The sequence below is a fragment of the Fusobacterium perfoetens genome (genome assembly GCF_021531595.1).
In the GTDB taxonomy this organism is placed as follows: domain Bacteria; phylum Fusobacteriota; class Fusobacteriia; order Fusobacteriales; family Fusobacteriaceae; genus Fusobacterium_B.
Map to the genome: position 1 here is coordinate 1 of NZ_JADYUD010000023.1, position 17,192 is coordinate 17,192.

Below are 17,192 nucleotides of genomic sequence, written 5' to 3' on the forward strand. Positions count from 1 at the left end.
ACAACTTTTTTGAAAAAATATTAAAAATTTTTATTTTATTTTTACAAAATTTAAACTATCCTTTACAAATCAATATTTTATTTATATAAAATATTTTAAAAATTTTTTCTTAATATTTTATAAAAATACTAAATTTTTTTATAAAAAAGTGAAGCTGACTAACAGCCTCACTTTATTTTTTTATTTTATAAATATATTTTGTTGCTTTTAGTTATATATTTCTTTTCTTCATGTCTTGGTCCTTCAAAGAAAACTTTATATGCTCTGTATGTTTCATAGACATCAAGTTTAGAAGAAACTTCAAAAGGTGAATGCATTGCAAGAAGAGCAGGACCTACATCTATAGTTCTTATACCTTTCATTGCAAGATATTTTGCTACTGTTCCTCCTCCACCTTCATCTATTTTTCCAAGCATTCCTGTTTGCCATTTTACTCCATTATCATTAAGTAGTTTTCTTATTTCTCCAACATATTCTGCATCAGCATCATTTGTACTGTATTTTCCACCTGAACCTGTATATTTAGTAATAACTATACCATAATTAAGCTGAGCTGCATTTTGAGGATCATTTACACTCTTAAATACAGGATCTATTCCTACTGTTACATCTGAAGATAATGCTTTAGAATTCCATAATGTTTCTTTTAAATAAAGATCAGAATATATTCCTTTAGCTTTAGCTATCATGTCACTTGTAAAATATTCAAGATATTGACTCTGAAGCCCTGTAGAACCATCTGAGCCAGTTTCTTCCTTATCAGCAAGGAAACATACTGCTGTTCTTTCAGGAATACCCTCTATATCAAGTATAGCTCTTAATGAAGTATATCCACATATTCTGTCATCTTGTCCATAAGCTCCTATAAGAGATCTGTCTATTCCTACATCTTTAGCTCTTTGGCTTGGAACAAGTTCAAGTTCAGCTGAAATAAAATCTTCTTCTGTCATTCCATAAGCTTTATTAAGTCTCTCAAGAACACTGTATTTTACAAGTTCTTTTATTTCATCATCTTTTATTATTGAAGGAATTGATCCTACTATAATCTGAAGTTCTTCTCCTTTTATCACTTCTCTTGCTTTTCTTTCTCCTTGAACAACTCTATCAAGATGAGGAAGAATATCAGGAACAGTAAATACAGGATCATCTTCATGCTCTCCTATTACTATTTTTACCTTTCTTCCATTTCCAAGAACAACAACTCCATGAAGTGCTAGTGGAATAGAAGCCCATTGATATTTTTTTATTCCTCCATAATAATGTGTTTTCATATAAGCAAGTTCAAATTCTTCATATAGAGGATTTGCTTTAAGATCAAGTCTTGGCGAATCAATATGAGATACAACATAATTAATTCCATTTAAAATATCTTCTTTTCCTATTACTGCAAGAACTGCATTTTTTTCTCTGTTGACATAGTAAATTTTATCTCCTGGAACAAGAGTTTCTTTAAATCTTGCATCAACAAATCCACATTCTTTTGCAAGTTCAACACTGAAATCTATAAATTCTCTTTCAGTTTTTCCAATATCCAACACTTTTTTATATTCCTCACCCATAGTAAAAATCTTTTCTACTTTTTCTGGAGAAATATCTTTCCAACCGTTTACTTTTTTGTACAACATAGTATCACCTTATTTCTTAAGTCTTTTATTTAAAACCTCAGCTTCTTTTTCATATCCAGCTTTTCCTAATAGAGCAAACATGTTTTTCTTGTAAGCTTCAACACCTGGTTGATTAAATGGATTTACACCTAAAAGATATCCACTTACACCACATGCTTTCTCAAAGAAATAGAATAAGTATCCTAAGTTAAAAGCATCCATTTTAGGTACTGCTATTCTTATATTAGGTACTCCCCCATCCATATGAGCCAGCTGAGTTCCTTCCATTGCTTTTTGATTTACAAAATTCATTCCTTTTCCTGCAATATAATTTAATCCATCTAAGTCTGCTTCATCAAATGGAATTACCACATCTGCATCTGGAGAAACAACATCTATTAATGTTTCAAATAATATTCTCTGACCATCTTGAATATATTGTCCCATTGAATGTAGATCTGTACTTAAATCAACTGAAGCAGGGAATATTCCTTTTCCATCTTTTCCTTCTGATTCTCCAAATAATTGTTTCCACCATTCTGCTACAAAGTGAACTTTTGGTTCATAGTTTATAAGAAGTTCTATTGATTTTCCTCCTCTTAAAAGAAGATTTCTCATTGCAGCATATTTATAACAGTCATTATTTTTATAATCAGCTTTATAGTCGTTTTGAGCTTCTCTTGCTCCTGCCATTAAATCGTCTATAGAGATTCCTGCTGCTGCTATTGGAAGAAGTCCTACTGGTGTTAAAACAGAAAATCTTCCACCTACATTATCAGGAATTGTGAAAGTTTCATATCCTTCTTCTGTTGATAATTTTTTAAGTGCTCCCTTAGCAGCATCTGTTGTAGCATATATTCTTTTTCTTGCTTCTTCAACACCGTATTTTTTCTCAAGCATTTCTTTAAAGATTCTAAAAGCAATAGCAGGCTCTGTTGTAGTTCCTGATTTAGAAATTACATTTACAGAAAAATCTCTGTCTCCTATCACTTGAATTAAATGAGAAAGATAAGTTCCAGATATACTGTTTCCTGCAAAATAAATTTCAGGAGCTTTTCTTTCTTCTTTAGAAAGTTTATTATAAAAAGTATGTGATAGTAATTCTATTGCAGCTCTTGCACCAAGATATGATCCTCCAATACCAACTACTACAAGTACATCTGAATCAGATTTTATTTTTTCAGCAGCCTTTTTAATTCTTTCAAATTCATCTTTATCATAATCTGTAGGAAGGTTTATCCATCCTAAAAAGTCATTTCCTGCTCCTGTTCCCTCTTCAAGAGTTTTAACTGCAGCATTTACTTCTGCTTCCATCCCCATTAATTTTTCTTCACTTACAAAATCAAGTGTTTTTGATAAGTCTAAACTTAACTTGTTCATCTTTTCCCCCTTGTTATGAATTTTTTAAATACCAATTTCTTTTTCTAAAACTTTTATTCTTTCTTCAAGTTTCTTTATGGTTTCATTATTTTTATTGATTGCATCATTCAATCTTTTTATTTCATTCTCTATATTTTCAACTCTTTCATCAAAAGTTTTAGCATCAAACCCTATTTTATTAAGTTCATTTGAAAAATCCACAACGAGAGTCTCCAAAATTTCCAATTCTTTTTTATTGGCTTTTTCCAAATCAATTTTATTCAATGCATTTGATAAATCATATGCAAATTGGTATCTTGTAAGAGGTTTATTCCCTTCAAACCTAAAGGAATCTTCCTCTATTACTCCTTCTGCTACTAATTTTTCAACAGACTTATAAGCCCAGTGGTTTTTATCAATATCTTCATATTTTAATTCACTGTAAGACAGTACAGAAATAATAAAAAAAGACACTGCTACTGTTAGTTTCTTCATGAAATTCCTCCTCTGTCATTTATACTCTCAGTATATCACAACACTAAGCCCTTATCAATAACAACTGATTTCTGTTAAAAACAATAAGTAAAAAAAGTAAAATTTCTCATACAGAGCTTTAATAGTTTTGACACTCTTTTTCTCTGTTTTGTTATTTAAATATAAAAAAACAGTACAGCTCTCACTGTACTGTAAAAAAATTCTATAATAATTTTTCTGCTATGCTCACTTTTACTAAAGCTTCATGTAAACTTTTCTGAGTTAAAATAATATTCTTATCTTCAGTAAGTTTTTTAAGTTTTTCTTCTGCAAAAGCTGCTTCTTTTCTTGCATTTTCAAGGTCAATTTCTGATGCCAGCATTGCCTCATCAACAAGAACTATTACTTTATTGGAATTTATTTCTAAAAATCCTCCAGAAACATAATAAGGAATTTCTTTTCCTTTTTCCTCTCTTACAATCATCTCACCTACAGCAAGACCTGCAACGAAAGGAGAGTGATTTGCAAGAATTCCCATATCTCCTTCTGTTGTTCTAACAAGAACAAACTCTACATCATTAGAATATATTTTTCCACTTGGTGTTACGATTTCAAGTCTAAAGTTCGCCATAATTATTCAGCTCCCTTCATTAACTCTCTTCCTTTTGCAATAGCTTCTTCTATTGTTCCTACATATAAAAATGCTTGTTCAGGAAGGTCATCATGTTTACCTTCAAGAATTTCTTTAAATCCTCTTACAGTTTCTTTTATAGGAACATATTTTCCTGCCATTCCTGTAAACTGCTCTGCAACAGAGAATGGTTGAGAGAAGAATTTCTCTATTTTTCTTGCTCTTGATACAGTCATCTTATCTTCATCTGATAATTCATCCATACCTAAGATAGCAATGATATCTTGTAATTCTTTATATCTTTGTAATACAGCCTGAACTTCTCTGGCAACTGTATAATGCTCATTTCCAACTATATCTGCATCAAGTGCTTTTGATGTAGAATCAAGAGGGTCAACAGCAGGATATATTCCAAGAGAAGCTATTCTTCTTGAAAGAACTGTTGTTGCATCTAAGTGTGAGAATGTTGTAGCTGGTGCAGGGTCAGTAAGGTCGTCTGCAGGCACATATACAGCCTGAACAGATGTTATTGAACCTGTTTTTGTAGAAGTAATTCTTTCTTGAAGAGCTCCCATTTCTGTAGCAAGGTTTGGTTGATATCCAACTGCTGATGGTGTTCTTCCAAGAAGGGCAGATACTTCTGATCCTGCTTGTGTAAATCTGAATATATTATCTATAAATAGAAGAACATCTTGTCCTTCTTTATCTCTGAAGTTTTCTGCTATTGTAAGACCTGTAAGACCTACTCTAAGTCTTGCTCCAGGTGGCTCGTTCATCTGTCCGTAAACAAGTGATGTTTTTGAAAGAACTCCTGACTCAGTCATTTCATCATAAAGGTCTCTACCTTCTCTTGTTCTTTCTCCAACTCCTGCGAATACAGAAAGTCCTCCGTGCCCTTTAGCTATATTGTTAATAAGCTCCATTATAAGAACTGTTTTTCCAACTCCAGCTCCTCCGAACAGACCTATTTTTCCACCTTTTATATATGGTGCAAGAAGATCTATTACTTTTATACCTGTTTCAAAGATTTCTACTTCAGTACCTTGAGATTCAAAATCTGGTGCATCTCTGTGAATAGGTAATCTTTCTTCTGTTGCTATAGGACCAGCATTATCAACTGGTTGTCCTAATACATTTAGGATTCTTCCTAAAACAGCTTTTCCAACAGGAACCATTATAGGTGCTCCTGTATCTATAACTTCCATTCCTCTTTGTAGACCATTAGTATCATCCATAGCAACTGTTCTTACTACATTATTACCCATATGCTGAGCAACTTCTAATACTAATTCTCTTTCACCCACTTTTACTTTAAGGGCGTTGTATATTTTAGGCAATTCGTTTTTAAAAACGACGTCTACTACGGGACCTATTATCTGTGTAAGAGTTCCTTTATTCTCCAATTCATTGCCTCCCTCTTATTATTTTAATGCTGCTGCTCCTCCAACAATCTCAGAAATTTCCTGAGTGATAGCAGCCTGTCTTTCTCTGTTATATTGAAGATTTAATTCTTTCATCATCTCTTCAGCATTGTCTGTTGCATTCTTCATTGAATTTTTTCTTGAAGAGTGCTCACTAGCTGTATTGTCCAATATTGCCTGATACAATTCTATGTTTAAATATTTAGGAAGCAGACTTGAAAGAATTGCTTCTGCATCAGGTTCAAATATATATGATGTATTAGTATCTGTTTCTACTCTTTCAATAGGAATAAGTTTTCTTACTGTTAAATCACATCTTAAAGCTGATACAAATTTATTGTAAATAACATACACTTCATCAAATATATCTGCATAGTAATATTCAACTATATTTTCACTTATTTCCTTTGCTTTTTCAAACATTGTTTCTGGAATAAGCTGTGTATATTCTGCCTTTAAATCATAATTTCTTTTAGCGCAGTAATCTCTTCCTTTTTTTCCTATTGCTATTACAGAGACTTCTTTTCCTGCATGATTTTCTTCAAACTCTTTAAGTTTTTTAAGAGTATTACTGTTAAAGCTTCCGCAAAGACCTCTGTCAGATGTCATTACGATAACTCCTATTTTTCTCACTTCTTTTTTTCCATCAAAAAGAGGGTGATTTTCATGCTTTACTCCTGCAGCTATATTTTTAAGAATTTCATGAATGCTGTCAGAGTAAGGTCTTGATTGTGCCACTATTGATGCAAATTTTTTAAATTTTGTTGTGGAAACAATCTCCATAGCCTTTGTAATCTGATGAGTAGACTGGACACTTTTTATTCTGTCTCTAATTTCTCCAGAACCAGCCATTTTCTCACCTCTTCTTAGTTAAAATTCTTTTTAAATGCGTTTACAGCTTCTACTAATTTAGCTTCAAGCTCTTTATCTAACGCTTTCTTCTCTCTTATCTCATCTAAGATAGAAGTTGTATTTTCTAGCTCTTTTATAAGCTCATTTTCAAATCTATTTACATCTTCAACAGCTATATCATCTAAATATCCATTTGTAACTGCGAAGAAAGACACAACTTGTTTTTCAACAGCATAAGGTCTGTTTTGAGGTTGTTTTAATACAGCCATAATTCTGTGTCCTCTTTCAAGCTGAGCTTTAGTTGCTTTATCAAGATCTGATCCAAATTGTGCAAATGTAAGAAGTTCTGTATATTGTGCAAGTTCAAGTTTTACTTTTGCAGCAACCTGTTTCATAGCTTTAATCTGAGCTGATCCTCCAACCCTTGATACTGAAATTCCTGCATTGATAGCAGGTCTGAATCCTGAGTTAAATAATTGAGAATCAAGGAAAATCTGACCGTCTGTAATAGAAATTACATTTGTTGGAATATATGCAGAAACATCTCCTGCCTGAGTTTCAATAATAGGAAGTGCTGTTATTGAACCTCCTCCAAGTTCATCAGATAATTTTGCTGCTCTTTCAAGAAGTCTTGAGTGAAGGTAGAATACATCTCCAGGATAAGCTTCTCTTCCTGGTGGTCTTTTTAATAAAAGAGACATTTCTCTGTAAGCTACAGCATGTTTTGAAAGGTCATCATATATTATTAAAACATGTTCCCCTTTGTCCATGAAATATTCTCCCATAGCAACTCCTGCGTATGGAGCAAGATATTGTAATGGTGCTGCTTCAGATGCAGTAGCTGCCACTATTGTTGTATATTCCATAGCACCTAAATCTTCTAATTTTTTATAAATCTGAGCTACAGTTGATCTTTTTTGACCTATTGCAACATAGATACATTTTACTCCTGTACCTTTTTGATTGATAATAGCATCAACAGCTATTGCTGTTTTACCAGTCTGTCTGTCTCCGATTATAAGTTCTCTTTGTCCTCTTCCAATTGGTACCATTCCATCTATTGATTTAATACCAGTCTGTAAAGGCTCAAATACTGGTTTTCTGGAAATAATTCCAGAAGCCTTTCTTTCTATATCCATATATTTAACTGCTTCAATTTCACCTTTTCCGTCAATAGGCTCACCTAAAGCATTAACAACTCTTCCAAGGAATCCTTCCCCTGCAGGAACAGATACTATTCTTCCTGTTGCTTTTACTTCGTCTCCCTCTTTTATTTGAGAGAAATCTCCAAGAATAACGGCTCCTACATTGTTTTCTTCAAGGTTTAAAACCATTCCCATTATTCCATTTGTAAACTCAAGAAGTTCTCCAGCTTTAGCGTTGCTAAGACCGTATATTCTAGCAATACCGTCTCCGACTTCCAATACAGAACCTGAAGTTTTTATATCGAGGCTTTTTTTATAATTTTCTATCTCAGTTCTAATTATGTTACTTACCTCTTCTGGTCTGATATTCAACGATTACACCTCCAATTTATGTGTAGTTTACAGTGACTTAACCAGAGAATCCAGTTGAGTTCTTACTGTACCGTCAATAATTCTATCTCCGATTTTAAGAATTCCACCACCGATTATGCTGGCATCTACTTTTTCTACTAGGTTTATCTTTTTCTTAGTTTTTATCTCTAATTTATGTATAAGTCTTTCTCTTTGTTCTTTTGTAAGTTCTTTTGCGAAAGTAGCTTCTACATCAAGTATCTGATTTTTAGCATAATAAATTTTCAGATACTCAGCAACTATCTCTCTGATATTTGCCATTCTGTTTTTTTCAAGAATATAAAATATTATATTTTTTACTTCTTGATTTTCATTTTCATAAATTTTTCCAAGAGCTTCTATTTTTTCCTCATTTGTAATAAGAGGATGATCTATAAAATTCTTGAATTCTTTATCTGTTTTATAAGATTCCATTAGGCTGTTAAGTGCTTCATAAACATTTTTTACACTGTTATTAGATTCTGCTATTTCAAAAATTGCTTCTGCATATCTTTTTCCTATTTGGCTGTCTGCTATCATTCGGCGTCCCCTACCTTGTCAATAAAGTCGTCTATTAACAGATTTCCAGCTTTTGAATCTAATTTTTCAGTAATAATTTTTTCTGCAAGTTGAACTGCAAGAGTTTGCATTTCTTCTCTTATTACTTCTCTTGCTCTTGCTTTCATCTTACCTACTTCTACTTCAGCACTTTTTAAAATCTTGTCTCTTTGTGTTGTTGCCTCTCTTAAAATCTCTTCTTTTCTATCATCAGCTTTCTTTTCTGATAAACTGATTATTTTATGTGCTTCTATTCTGGCTTGCTTTAAGATTTCTTCTGCTTCTTCTTTTGCATCTTTAGCAGCTTGTTTATCTTTTTTAGCATCTTCAAGTTCTCCAGCTATTTTTGCTTGTCTCTCTCTTATTATTCTTCTAAGAGGATGCTTGAAATACTTATTGAACACTACAATAAGTATAAAAAAGTTTATTATCTGCCAAAACATATTTATATCAATTGAAATTGCAGGCATATTTTGTGGTGCCAAGATTATTACCTCCTTCCTAGATTAATTAATTTTTGTAACTAATTTATCTAGTTCTTACTTAACAAGCTCTGCAGCTTTCTCTAATATTGACATAAATGGGTTTGCATATAATAGAATCATAGCTATAACAAGTGAGTAAATACCTGTTGATTCTGCTACTGCTTGTCCAAGTATCATTGTAGAGATGATGTTACTTTTTGCTTCTGGTTGTCTTGCAACTGCTTCTACTGCTTTACCTGCTGCATAACCTTCTCCAATCCCTGGTCCAAGTCCAGCTATCATTGCACATCCTGCACCAATTGCTGATGCTGCTAAAACTATTGTTTTTGCTACTAAAATATCCATTAGAATACCTCCTGAATTTTCTGAATTTTTGTTTTTTATCTTTCTTCTTCCATTGTGGAATCACCCAATGCTCCTTGAATATGAACCATTGTAAGCATTGTGAATACGAAACTTTGTACCACTGCTGCAAATAAATCAAAATATAAATGCAGAGGTGCTGGTACAACCCATGGTGCTGCTTTGTAAAGAAGCCCCATGATTACTGAACCGGCAAACATGTTTCCGAAAAGTCTCATTGACATATTTACTGGTTTTGCTAATTCTCCTACTATGTTTAAAGGTAACATAACAGGTACTGGGTCTAAAAAGCCTTTGGCATAACCAAACACTCCGTTTCTCTTAATACTTGTTCCTATAAATACCACTGCTACCACTATTGCTAAACCTACTGTTGTATTTAAATCCATAGTTGGTGCACGGAAAGCAGGTGATACTGTTACTGTCCCATCTGGTCCAAAAGTTGGCCATGGTATTGGGAAGAAAAATGTCAGCAAGTTACTTGTTAAAATAAAGATAAATATTGTAGCTATGAAAGAAAAATATTTTTTCTTCCAGCTTCCTATCATCTGTTCAACTAGTCCATCAAGGAATACATATAAAGATTCCAAAGCTGTTTGAAGCCCATTTTTTGGTATAAGCTCCAATTTTCTTGTCCCTGTCCTAAACAGTAAAAATAAAACAAGCATACAGAACCAAGTTCCTATTACTGTAATCGTAACAGGAAGACCATATTGGCCGTTTCCCATATCCATTGCTATAGGAAGTCTGTTAAGAAATTCTGGCAATGGTACGAAAAACACTATTCTTGGCCCTTCTACCAGAGGTGGAGTAAAAAAACCTATGTTCATATAAACCCTCCTCTCTTCTTACTTTAAGTACTTATTTTTAAATTTTACAAAATTTTTATATAAAACCATTATATAGATATTAAATTTTATGTTTAATAATCCAATGGCTGTACTTAACATCATTCCTGTTCCAAAAAAATAAGCTGCTGATCCTAAAGAGATTCCATAAAGAAGATATCTTTTCAGATAACCTATAATCCCAGCTTTGTAAGATCCGCCTCTTACTGTAATGGATTTTACATCAATGCAAATCATATAAAAAGCAAGTATGGAAATCAGAGAACCTCCAAACATTCCTATGCAGACCATTTTTTCTTTTATAATAAGCCCGTATATAATTATTATTCCAGAAGTAATAAAAGCTCTCCTCATCAAATTTTTTATTTCATCCATACAAAAACCTTTCTTTTTTTATTTTTAACCAGCACGATAATTATACCCTATAACCTGACCGTAAAGTCAAGTTTTTTTTATTTTTTCATTATCTGTTGATAAACACTATAAAACCCACTGGCAATACCAAGAAGAAGAAATATTATAAAAAGCACAGGACTTTCACATACATATCTTGCTATTATATATCTATAAATAGCTAAAGATACCAAAATATTTCCCATAATAATAAAACCAAGAGTTCCTAAAAGGGATAAATATTTAAAAAAATCTCTATCAAATTTTAACATTTTTTCTTCCCTTCATAAAGTATTTTCTACAACAATTAAAATTTTGTTCTAAAATTTTACCTTTGTATACCATTTTTTCGTATAAAAAATTTTTTTATTTATTTTCGTACATTGGCAATGGAATTTTATTATTTTCTATTCTTCATTTTTTAAAATATAAAAAAATCTCTTATCTGCTATTTTATCATTTTTTTCGTATTTTACAAGAGCTAATTGAGCATTTTTTGAACAGTTAAAAATTTCACTTTCTGTGAAAATTCTCTTCTCATAGTACTCTGTTAGTTTGTCAAAAGTTTTATTTTTATTTTTTACAAAATATGTAGCTTCTATTTGGTCAATATTTTCTTCTTCGTCATAAAAATGTTCCCAAATAACAGCAAAATCTTTTCTGTTATCTGCATATACATCATTAGCAAACATTTTATCCATAAATTCTCTATCTACAACATCAAATATATAAATCCCTTGTTTATTAAGAGAATTTCTTACACTATTAAATAAATCCAATAAATCTTCAGATGAAGTAAGATGATTTACTGTGTCAAAAAAAGAAAATATAATGTCATATTTTTCTCCTGTATCAAATGCTCTCATATCGCCCAAGAATAATGGTACATTTTTGCCCTTTAATCTTATTTTAGCCCTTTTCAGCATCTCCTCTGACAAATCCAACCCAGTACACTCATACTTCTCTGACAGTTTGAGCAAATTTTTTCCCGTTCCACAGCCTAAATCTAAAACTTTTTTTCCTTCAGGATTATATTCTTTTATATATTTTTCAAGAATCTCAATCCATTCATCATAGTTACAGACTTCCATAAATTTGTCATAGACCTTAGAAAAATTTTTATACATTATATTTTCTCCCTGAAATTTATATTATTTTTTTATTTTATGCTAGCTCTTTTTTTACAACTTCAGCTATTTCTTCTGCAATGGCTTTTACTGATTCTGCATTTTTTCCTTCAACCATTACTCTTACAATAGGCTCTGTTCCTGAAGTTCTTACAAGAACTCTTCCTTCATTTCCCATAAATTTTTCTTTTTCCTTTATGAAAGAAGTTATATTTTCATTTTTATCCCACAGATTTTTCTTTACATTATCTACTCTTACATTTATTAAAACCTGAGGCCATTCTGGAATCAATCCAACAAGTTCGTCAAGAGTTTTTCCACTGTCTCTTACAACTTCTACAAGTTTTAAAGATGACTGTATTCCATCTCCTGTTGTTCCATAATCAAGAAGAATAATATGTCCTGACTGTTCTCCTCCTATATTAAGTCCTTGGCTTTTCATTTTTTCAAGAACATATCTGTCTCCGACATTTGCTCTTACTAAAACTATTCCATTATCATTAAGGAAAGACTCAAGTCCCATGTTACTCATTACTGTTGTTACAACTCTGTTGTTTACAAGAATATTTTTTTTCTTCATATCCACTGCAAGAGTTGCTATTATTTTATCTCCATCAACAATTTTTCCATTTCTGTCAACAGCAATTAATCTGTCTGCGTCTCCATCATATGCAAGACCTAAGTCAGCTTCATATCCCATAACAACTTTTGAAAGTATTTCAGGATGTGTTGATCCACATCTAACATTGATATTTTTTCCATTTGGAGCATCATTTATTACAACTATTTCAGCTCCAAGTGATAAAAATACATCTTTAGCTGCTCTGTATGCTGATCCATTTGCAGCGTCTAAAATTATTTTCATTCCTGAAAAATCTCCGTTAACTATTGATTTAAGATGATCTCTATATAAGAAATAATCGTCTTCTGCATACTTAAATTTTCCTACTTCATCTCCTGCAAGAGGCTCTGCAGTTATTTCAGCATATCTATCTATTAACTTTTCAAGTTCAAGTTCAATCTCATCAGGTAATTTACATCCATCTTTTGCAAATATTTTTATTCCATTGTCTTTTGCAGGATTATGAGATGCTGATATCATAATTCCAGCTTCTGCTCCTTTAGCTTGTGTTATAAAAGCAACCCCAGGAGTAGGTATAACACCTACGAAATCAATGTTTATTCCCATAGCAGTAAGTCCTGCTGAAAGTGCTGATCTAAGCATATATCCTGAAATTCTAGTATCAGAACCCATAATTACTTTTAATTTTTTCTTTTGAGGATTCTCCTGTCTTAAGTAATATCCTAAAGCATATCCTAGTTTCATTGCTAGTTCTGCTGTAAGTTCTCTGTTAGCCTCTCCTCTTATACCATCTGTTCCAAAATATTTTCTCATTTTATACAACTCCTTCTAAGTAATAGTTTTTCTCCTATAAACCCTGTTACTGCTCCTGCAATACACCCTAAAAATAAAAATCCCACTATAAAAAACATTATATATCTTGAATGAAGGTTCATGTTTCTGAACATCAGAAAATAAACCACCAAAAGTTGAACAAAATTATGCACCAAAGCAGATAAAATACTTATTGAAACAAGACTGAGCTTATTTCTGAAATTATAAAGAAGTATCATAATATTCACACTTGCAATTCCTGATATTAAACTTATTATAAATCCTGGACTAAAAAGTGTTCCTATCATTATTCCTTGAATAATTATTCTGCACATGGTTACTTCTACTGCCATTTTCTTTCCAAATTTTTCCAAAGCTATTATTGTACCTATATTTGCAAGCCCAAGTTTAAGCCATGGAAAAGGTTTAGGAATAAGTGTCTCTGCAAGAGAAAGATAAAGGGACAGCAGAATCAGAAATATAAGATATTTTTCTCTCCTTATGCTGTTCCGTTCTCTTACTTTTTCCATAATTACACCTTAAGATCAGCATTCATTCCTAAAAGATTTGAATATTTTTCAAGAATTGGTTTTATTTCTGTATTTATAAATTCCTCTGTCTGCTCCTCTGCAAAACCAATAAAGTTTTTAGGAGATAAAATCTCTTTTAATTTTTCTTTATCTATATTAAAGCTTGGATCATTTAATATTCTTTCAATCAAGTCATTTTCAAGTCCATGGACTTTTACCATTTTTCCCGCTTCCATTGAATGAACTCTTATTTTTTCATGAAGCTCCTGTCTGTCTCCTCCATTTTTTACACCTTCCATTATTATGTATTCTGTTGCCATGAAAGGAAGTTCAGCCATTATATGTTTTTCTATCATTTTTGGATATACTACAAGTCCATCAAGAATATTTTTCCAAATAATAAGAATTGCATCTGCTGCTAAAAATGCCTGAGGAAGAGAAAGTCTTTTATTAGCAGAATCATCTAAAGTTCTTTCAAACCATTGAGTAGAAGCTGTCATAGCTGTACTCTGCTGAAGAGCTATTATAAATTTTGCAAGTGATGAAATTCTTTCACTTCTCATAGGATTTCTCTTATATGCCATTGCTGATGAACCTATTTGATTTTTTTCAAAAGGTTCTTCTATCTCTTTAAGATGCTGTAAAAGTCTTAAATCATTTGTAAATTTATGTGCTGACTGGGCTATATTTGATAAAAGATTCATTATTTCAGAATCTATTTTTCTATCATAAGTCTGACCTGCAACCATAAATCTTTTTTCAAATCCTGCTTTTTCTGTTACCATTTCATCAAGAGCCTTAACTTTTTTAAAGTCTCCATTAAAAAGTTCTTCAAAGCTTGCTTGAGTTCCTGTTGTCCCTTTAACGCCTCTGAATCTTAAAGTTTTTTCTCTGAACTCTAACTCTTCAAAATCAAGAAGAAGACTTTGAAGCCAAAGAGTCGCTCTTTTCCCCACTGTTGTAAGCTGAGCTGCCTGAAAATGTGTAAATCCAAGAGTAGGCATCCCTTTATATTCCATTGCAAATTTTGAAAGCCCATTCATAACATTTACAATTTCTTTTTTTAAAACTGCAAGTCCCTCTTTTATTTGAATAAGATCTGTGTTATCTCCTACATAAGCACTTGTTGCTCCTAAATGGATTATTGGCATTGCTGATTTTGCTTGCATTCCAAATGTATAAACATGAGCCATTACATCATGTCTTACTTCTTTTTCTCTCTGTTTCGCCATTTCAAAATCAATATCATAAATATGATTTTTCATATCATTTATTTGTTCATCTGTTATATTAAGACCTAATTCTTTTTCACTTTCAGCAAGAGCTACCCATAATTTTCTCCATGTAGAAAATTTATTTACAGGAGAGAAAACTTCTAGCATCTCTTTTGAACTGTATCTTTCCACTAAGGGATTTGAATAAATATTTTTTTCCATAAAACTCCTTTTATATAAATAAAAATTTAAAACACCATTATTATTGCTGCTTCATTAGTATCACGATAATAGTTTTTTCTTTTACCAGCTTCTTTAAAACCATTTTTTTCGTAAAATTTTCTTGCTGTCACATTATTTTCACGGACCTCAAGAAAAATTTCCATTCTTGATTTTTTTATTTCGTTAATAAGAATTGTTCCAAAACCTTTCTCTCTATATTGCGGATTTACTCCTATTTTCATTATTTCAAGAGAATCGCTGTTATTAAAAATAATGACATAGCCTGCTGTTATTCCATTTTCATCTTTTACTGAGATTATTTTATACATATCAGGCATAGTTGATATGTCATCAATCTGTTTTAATGTATACGCACTGTTTCCAAAAATTTCTTTTTCAAGTTTATATATTTCTTCTGGATTATTATTTTCACAAATAGTAAACATTTATTTCTCCATAATTTTTTTATTTAAGAATTGATATTCTGTTCAAAGGCCAAAATCTTAAGACAGCTTTTCCTCTTATTCTACTGTCTTTTACAAATCCCCAGAATCTTGAGTCATAACTTCCATTAGTATTGTCTCCAAGCATAAAATAACAATCTTCATCAAGAATAATTTCAACTGTCTCTCCGGAAGTTATTTTTTTCAAAATATTTTCGTCATGAAGATAATCTAAAATCATTCCTGTTTCTTCCCCGTTAACATAAAATTTTAATTTTGGAAGAAATTGCTCTACTATATCTGTATTCCCGTTTTCAAGAATAAGTTTTTGAACTTTTCCTATATCAAAATTTACCTTTTGATAAGCTTCATTATAATTCATTCCCGGTTTTATAGTTATTGTATCGCCTTTTTTAGGTACAATCCATGTATTTATTCCTATTTGTCCAAGAGCAGAATATTCTCTTGAATTTATTTCTTTTCCATTTGCAAATAGATGTCCATTTCTTATTGCAATTTTTTCTCCTGGAAGTCCCATCACTCTTTTTGTATATAAAACTTTATCTTCAACAGGTTCTTTAAAAACAACTATATCTTCTCTTTCAGGAGCTTTAAATTTATACACAACCATATTTCCAAAAAGTCTGTCTTTTGGCATTATTGTTGTTTCCATAGATCCTGTAGGAACCATAAAATTTCCTATATAAAATCTTTGAATAATAAGAACAAGAACCACAGCTGTTATAATAGCTTCACTTCCATTTACTATTTTATGAACAACTTTCTTACCTGTATCTCCTTTTACTCCAAAAATATTTATTATTTTTTCAGAAAACCCGTTTCTGTATTTAGCTATTTTTTCAACTATATATTTTTCTCTTACAAATATATAAATAAAAAATATTGTAAGGATAAGATAAAACACTCCGTTTAATATAAGATTTTCTCTGCTCATATTTGGATTTCCTCTCTTTTTAAGCTTTTAATTTATTAAGATTTCATGGTCATATTTTATCACAAAAAATGAAAAAAAGCTAAAGGTATATGATACCCTTAGCTTTCTGAAACTATTTTCTAAGTTCTTTGATTCTAGCTTGTTTACCAGATAATCCTCTTAAGTAGTAAAGTTTGCTTCTTCTTACTTTTCCTACTTTAAGCACTTCAATTTTGTCAACCATTGGAGAGTTCATAGGGATTATTCTTTCTACTCCTATTCCGTCTACAACTTTTCTAACTGTGAATGCTTTTGCGATTCCAGAACCAGCTACTCTGATTACTGTTCCTTGGAAAAGTTGAACTCTTTCTTTGTTTCCTTCTTTTACCTTGTAGTAAACTGCGATTGTGTCCCCAGCTTTGAATTGAGGGATATCAGTTCTTAGGTAGTCTTTTTCAATTAACGCGATTAATCTTTCTTTCATTTTTTCCTCCTGTTAGATATTCATTTAATATTCCTTTTCATTAAAGAGGAATATCTATTTATATAGCCTAGTTATTTTAACATATCTTTTCTATATTGTCAAAATATATTTATTTTTTTCTCTTTATTTTCAATGACTTTTCAAAATTTTACTAATTTATTAAGTCTAAATTTTAAATATTTTCTTTAAAATATAAAAAAACTCAGATCTATTTTTTAATAGTCTGAGTCTTATAATTTATTTTTCCAAAAAATAAAAAATGGCGCTTCTTGTTGGACTTGAACCAACGACAACACGATTAACAGTCGTGTGCTCTACC

At 31.4% G+C, this 17,192-nt stretch carries 20 protein-coding genes; all 20 read right to left on the reverse strand.

Annotated elements, in window-relative coordinates:
• Window positions 1-185 precede the first annotated feature (185 nt).
• A complete protein-coding gene (locus I6E17_RS09595; protein WP_176829486.1) occupies window positions 186-1,625 on the reverse strand; it encodes an aminopeptidase in 1,440 nt (479 codons plus the stop codon).
• A 9-nt stretch (window positions 1,626-1,634) separates the two neighbouring features.
• Window positions 1,635-2,984, reverse strand: coding sequence for a glucose-6-phosphate isomerase (locus I6E17_RS09600; protein WP_235237048.1), 1,350 nt, complete (start codon window positions 2,982-2,984; stop codon window positions 1,635-1,637).
• Window positions 2,985-3,008: 24 nt separating this feature from the next.
• Window positions 3,009-3,458, reverse strand: a complete 450-nt coding sequence (locus I6E17_RS09605; protein WP_235237050.1) for a coiled-coil domain-containing protein — start codon at window positions 3,456-3,458, stop codon at window positions 3,009-3,011.
• A 202-nt stretch (window positions 3,459-3,660) separates the two neighbouring features.
• Window positions 3,661-4,068: an ATP synthase F1 subunit epsilon gene (atpC, locus tag I6E17_RS09610; protein ID WP_176829484.1), complete on the reverse strand. Its 408-nt coding sequence runs from the start codon at window positions 4,066-4,068 to the stop codon at window positions 3,661-3,663.
• Between the two features lie 2 nt (window positions 4,069-4,070).
• The gene (gene atpD, locus I6E17_RS09615) at window positions 4,071-5,471 is read right to left on the reverse strand and encodes a F0F1 ATP synthase subunit beta (RefSeq protein WP_235237052.1); all 1,401 of its coding nucleotides are present in this window, start codon (window positions 5,469-5,471) and stop codon (window positions 4,071-4,073) included.
• Between the two features lie 18 nt (window positions 5,472-5,489).
• Window positions 5,490-6,341: an ATP synthase F1 subunit gamma gene (gene atpG / locus I6E17_RS09620; RefSeq protein WP_176829482.1), complete on the reverse strand. Its 852-nt coding sequence runs from the start codon at window positions 6,339-6,341 to the stop codon at window positions 5,490-5,492.
• A gap of 14 nt (window positions 6,342-6,355) precedes the next feature.
• The gene (atpA, locus tag I6E17_RS09625) at window positions 6,356-7,858 is read right to left on the reverse strand and encodes a F0F1 ATP synthase subunit alpha (RefSeq protein WP_235237053.1); all 1,503 of its coding nucleotides are present in this window, start codon (window positions 7,856-7,858) and stop codon (window positions 6,356-6,358) included.
• Between the two features lie 27 nt (window positions 7,859-7,885).
• The gene (gene atpH, locus I6E17_RS09630; RefSeq protein WP_235237059.1) at window positions 7,886-8,413 is read right to left on the reverse strand and encodes an ATP synthase F1 subunit delta; all 528 of its coding nucleotides are present in this window, start codon (window positions 8,411-8,413) and stop codon (window positions 7,886-7,888) included.
• On the reverse strand, window positions 8,413-8,919 hold the full coding sequence (atpF, locus tag I6E17_RS09635; protein WP_176829480.1) for a F0F1 ATP synthase subunit B: 507 nt from the start codon (window positions 8,917-8,919) through the stop codon (window positions 8,413-8,415). The genes atpH and atpF overlap by 1 nt, the downstream gene beginning before the upstream one ends.
• A gap of 54 nt (window positions 8,920-8,973) precedes the next feature.
• Entirely contained in the window at window positions 8,974-9,264 is a 291-nt protein-coding gene (gene atpE / locus I6E17_RS09640; RefSeq protein WP_176829479.1) for an ATP synthase F0 subunit C, read from the reverse strand.
• Window positions 9,265-9,299: 35 nt separating this feature from the next.
• Window positions 9,300-10,112: a F0F1 ATP synthase subunit A gene (gene atpB, locus I6E17_RS09645; RefSeq protein WP_176829478.1), complete on the reverse strand. Its 813-nt coding sequence runs from the start codon at window positions 10,110-10,112 to the stop codon at window positions 9,300-9,302.
• 18 nt (window positions 10,113-10,130) lie between these two features.
• Window positions 10,131-10,505 carry an ATPase gene (locus I6E17_RS09650; RefSeq protein ID WP_176829477.1) on the reverse strand — a complete coding sequence of 125 codons (375 nt, stop codon included), beginning with the start codon at window positions 10,503-10,505 and terminating at the stop codon, window positions 10,131-10,133.
• 77 nt (window positions 10,506-10,582) lie between these two features.
• Window positions 10,583-10,795: an AtpZ/AtpI family protein gene (locus tag I6E17_RS09655; protein WP_176829476.1), complete on the reverse strand. Its 213-nt coding sequence runs from the start codon at window positions 10,793-10,795 to the stop codon at window positions 10,583-10,585.
• Between the two features lie 135 nt (window positions 10,796-10,930).
• On the reverse strand, window positions 10,931-11,650 hold the full coding sequence (locus I6E17_RS09660) for a class I SAM-dependent DNA methyltransferase (protein ID WP_235237054.1): 720 nt from the start codon (window positions 11,648-11,650) through the stop codon (window positions 10,931-10,933).
• A 37-nt stretch (window positions 11,651-11,687) separates the two neighbouring features.
• The gene (gene glmM, locus I6E17_RS09665; protein ID WP_176829474.1) at window positions 11,688-13,046 is read right to left on the reverse strand and encodes a phosphoglucosamine mutase; all 1,359 of its coding nucleotides are present in this window, start codon (window positions 13,044-13,046) and stop codon (window positions 11,688-11,690) included.
• Window positions 13,043-13,576: a Gx transporter family protein gene (locus tag I6E17_RS09670; protein ID WP_235237055.1), complete on the reverse strand. Its 534-nt coding sequence runs from the start codon at window positions 13,574-13,576 to the stop codon at window positions 13,043-13,045. The genes glmM and I6E17_RS09670 overlap by 4 nt, the downstream gene beginning before the upstream one ends.
• 2 nt (window positions 13,577-13,578) lie before the next feature.
• Window positions 13,579-15,012, reverse strand: coding sequence for an adenylosuccinate lyase (purB, locus tag I6E17_RS09675; RefSeq protein ID WP_176829472.1), 1,434 nt, complete (start codon window positions 15,010-15,012; stop codon window positions 13,579-13,581).
• 26 nt (window positions 15,013-15,038) lie between these two features.
• Window positions 15,039-15,458: a ribosomal protein S18-alanine N-acetyltransferase gene (rimI, locus tag I6E17_RS09680; RefSeq protein ID WP_235237056.1), complete on the reverse strand. Its 420-nt coding sequence runs from the start codon at window positions 15,456-15,458 to the stop codon at window positions 15,039-15,041.
• A gap of 19 nt (window positions 15,459-15,477) precedes the next feature.
• Complete coding sequence (gene lepB, locus I6E17_RS09685; protein WP_235237057.1) at window positions 15,478-16,410, reverse strand: signal peptidase I; 933 nt, start codon at window positions 16,408-16,410, stop codon at window positions 15,478-15,480.
• Between the two features lie 112 nt (window positions 16,411-16,522).
• Window positions 16,523-16,873, reverse strand: a complete 351-nt coding sequence (gene rplS, locus I6E17_RS09690) for a 50S ribosomal protein L19 (RefSeq protein ID WP_176829469.1) — start codon at window positions 16,871-16,873, stop codon at window positions 16,523-16,525.
• Window positions 16,874-17,192 lie beyond the last annotated feature (319 nt).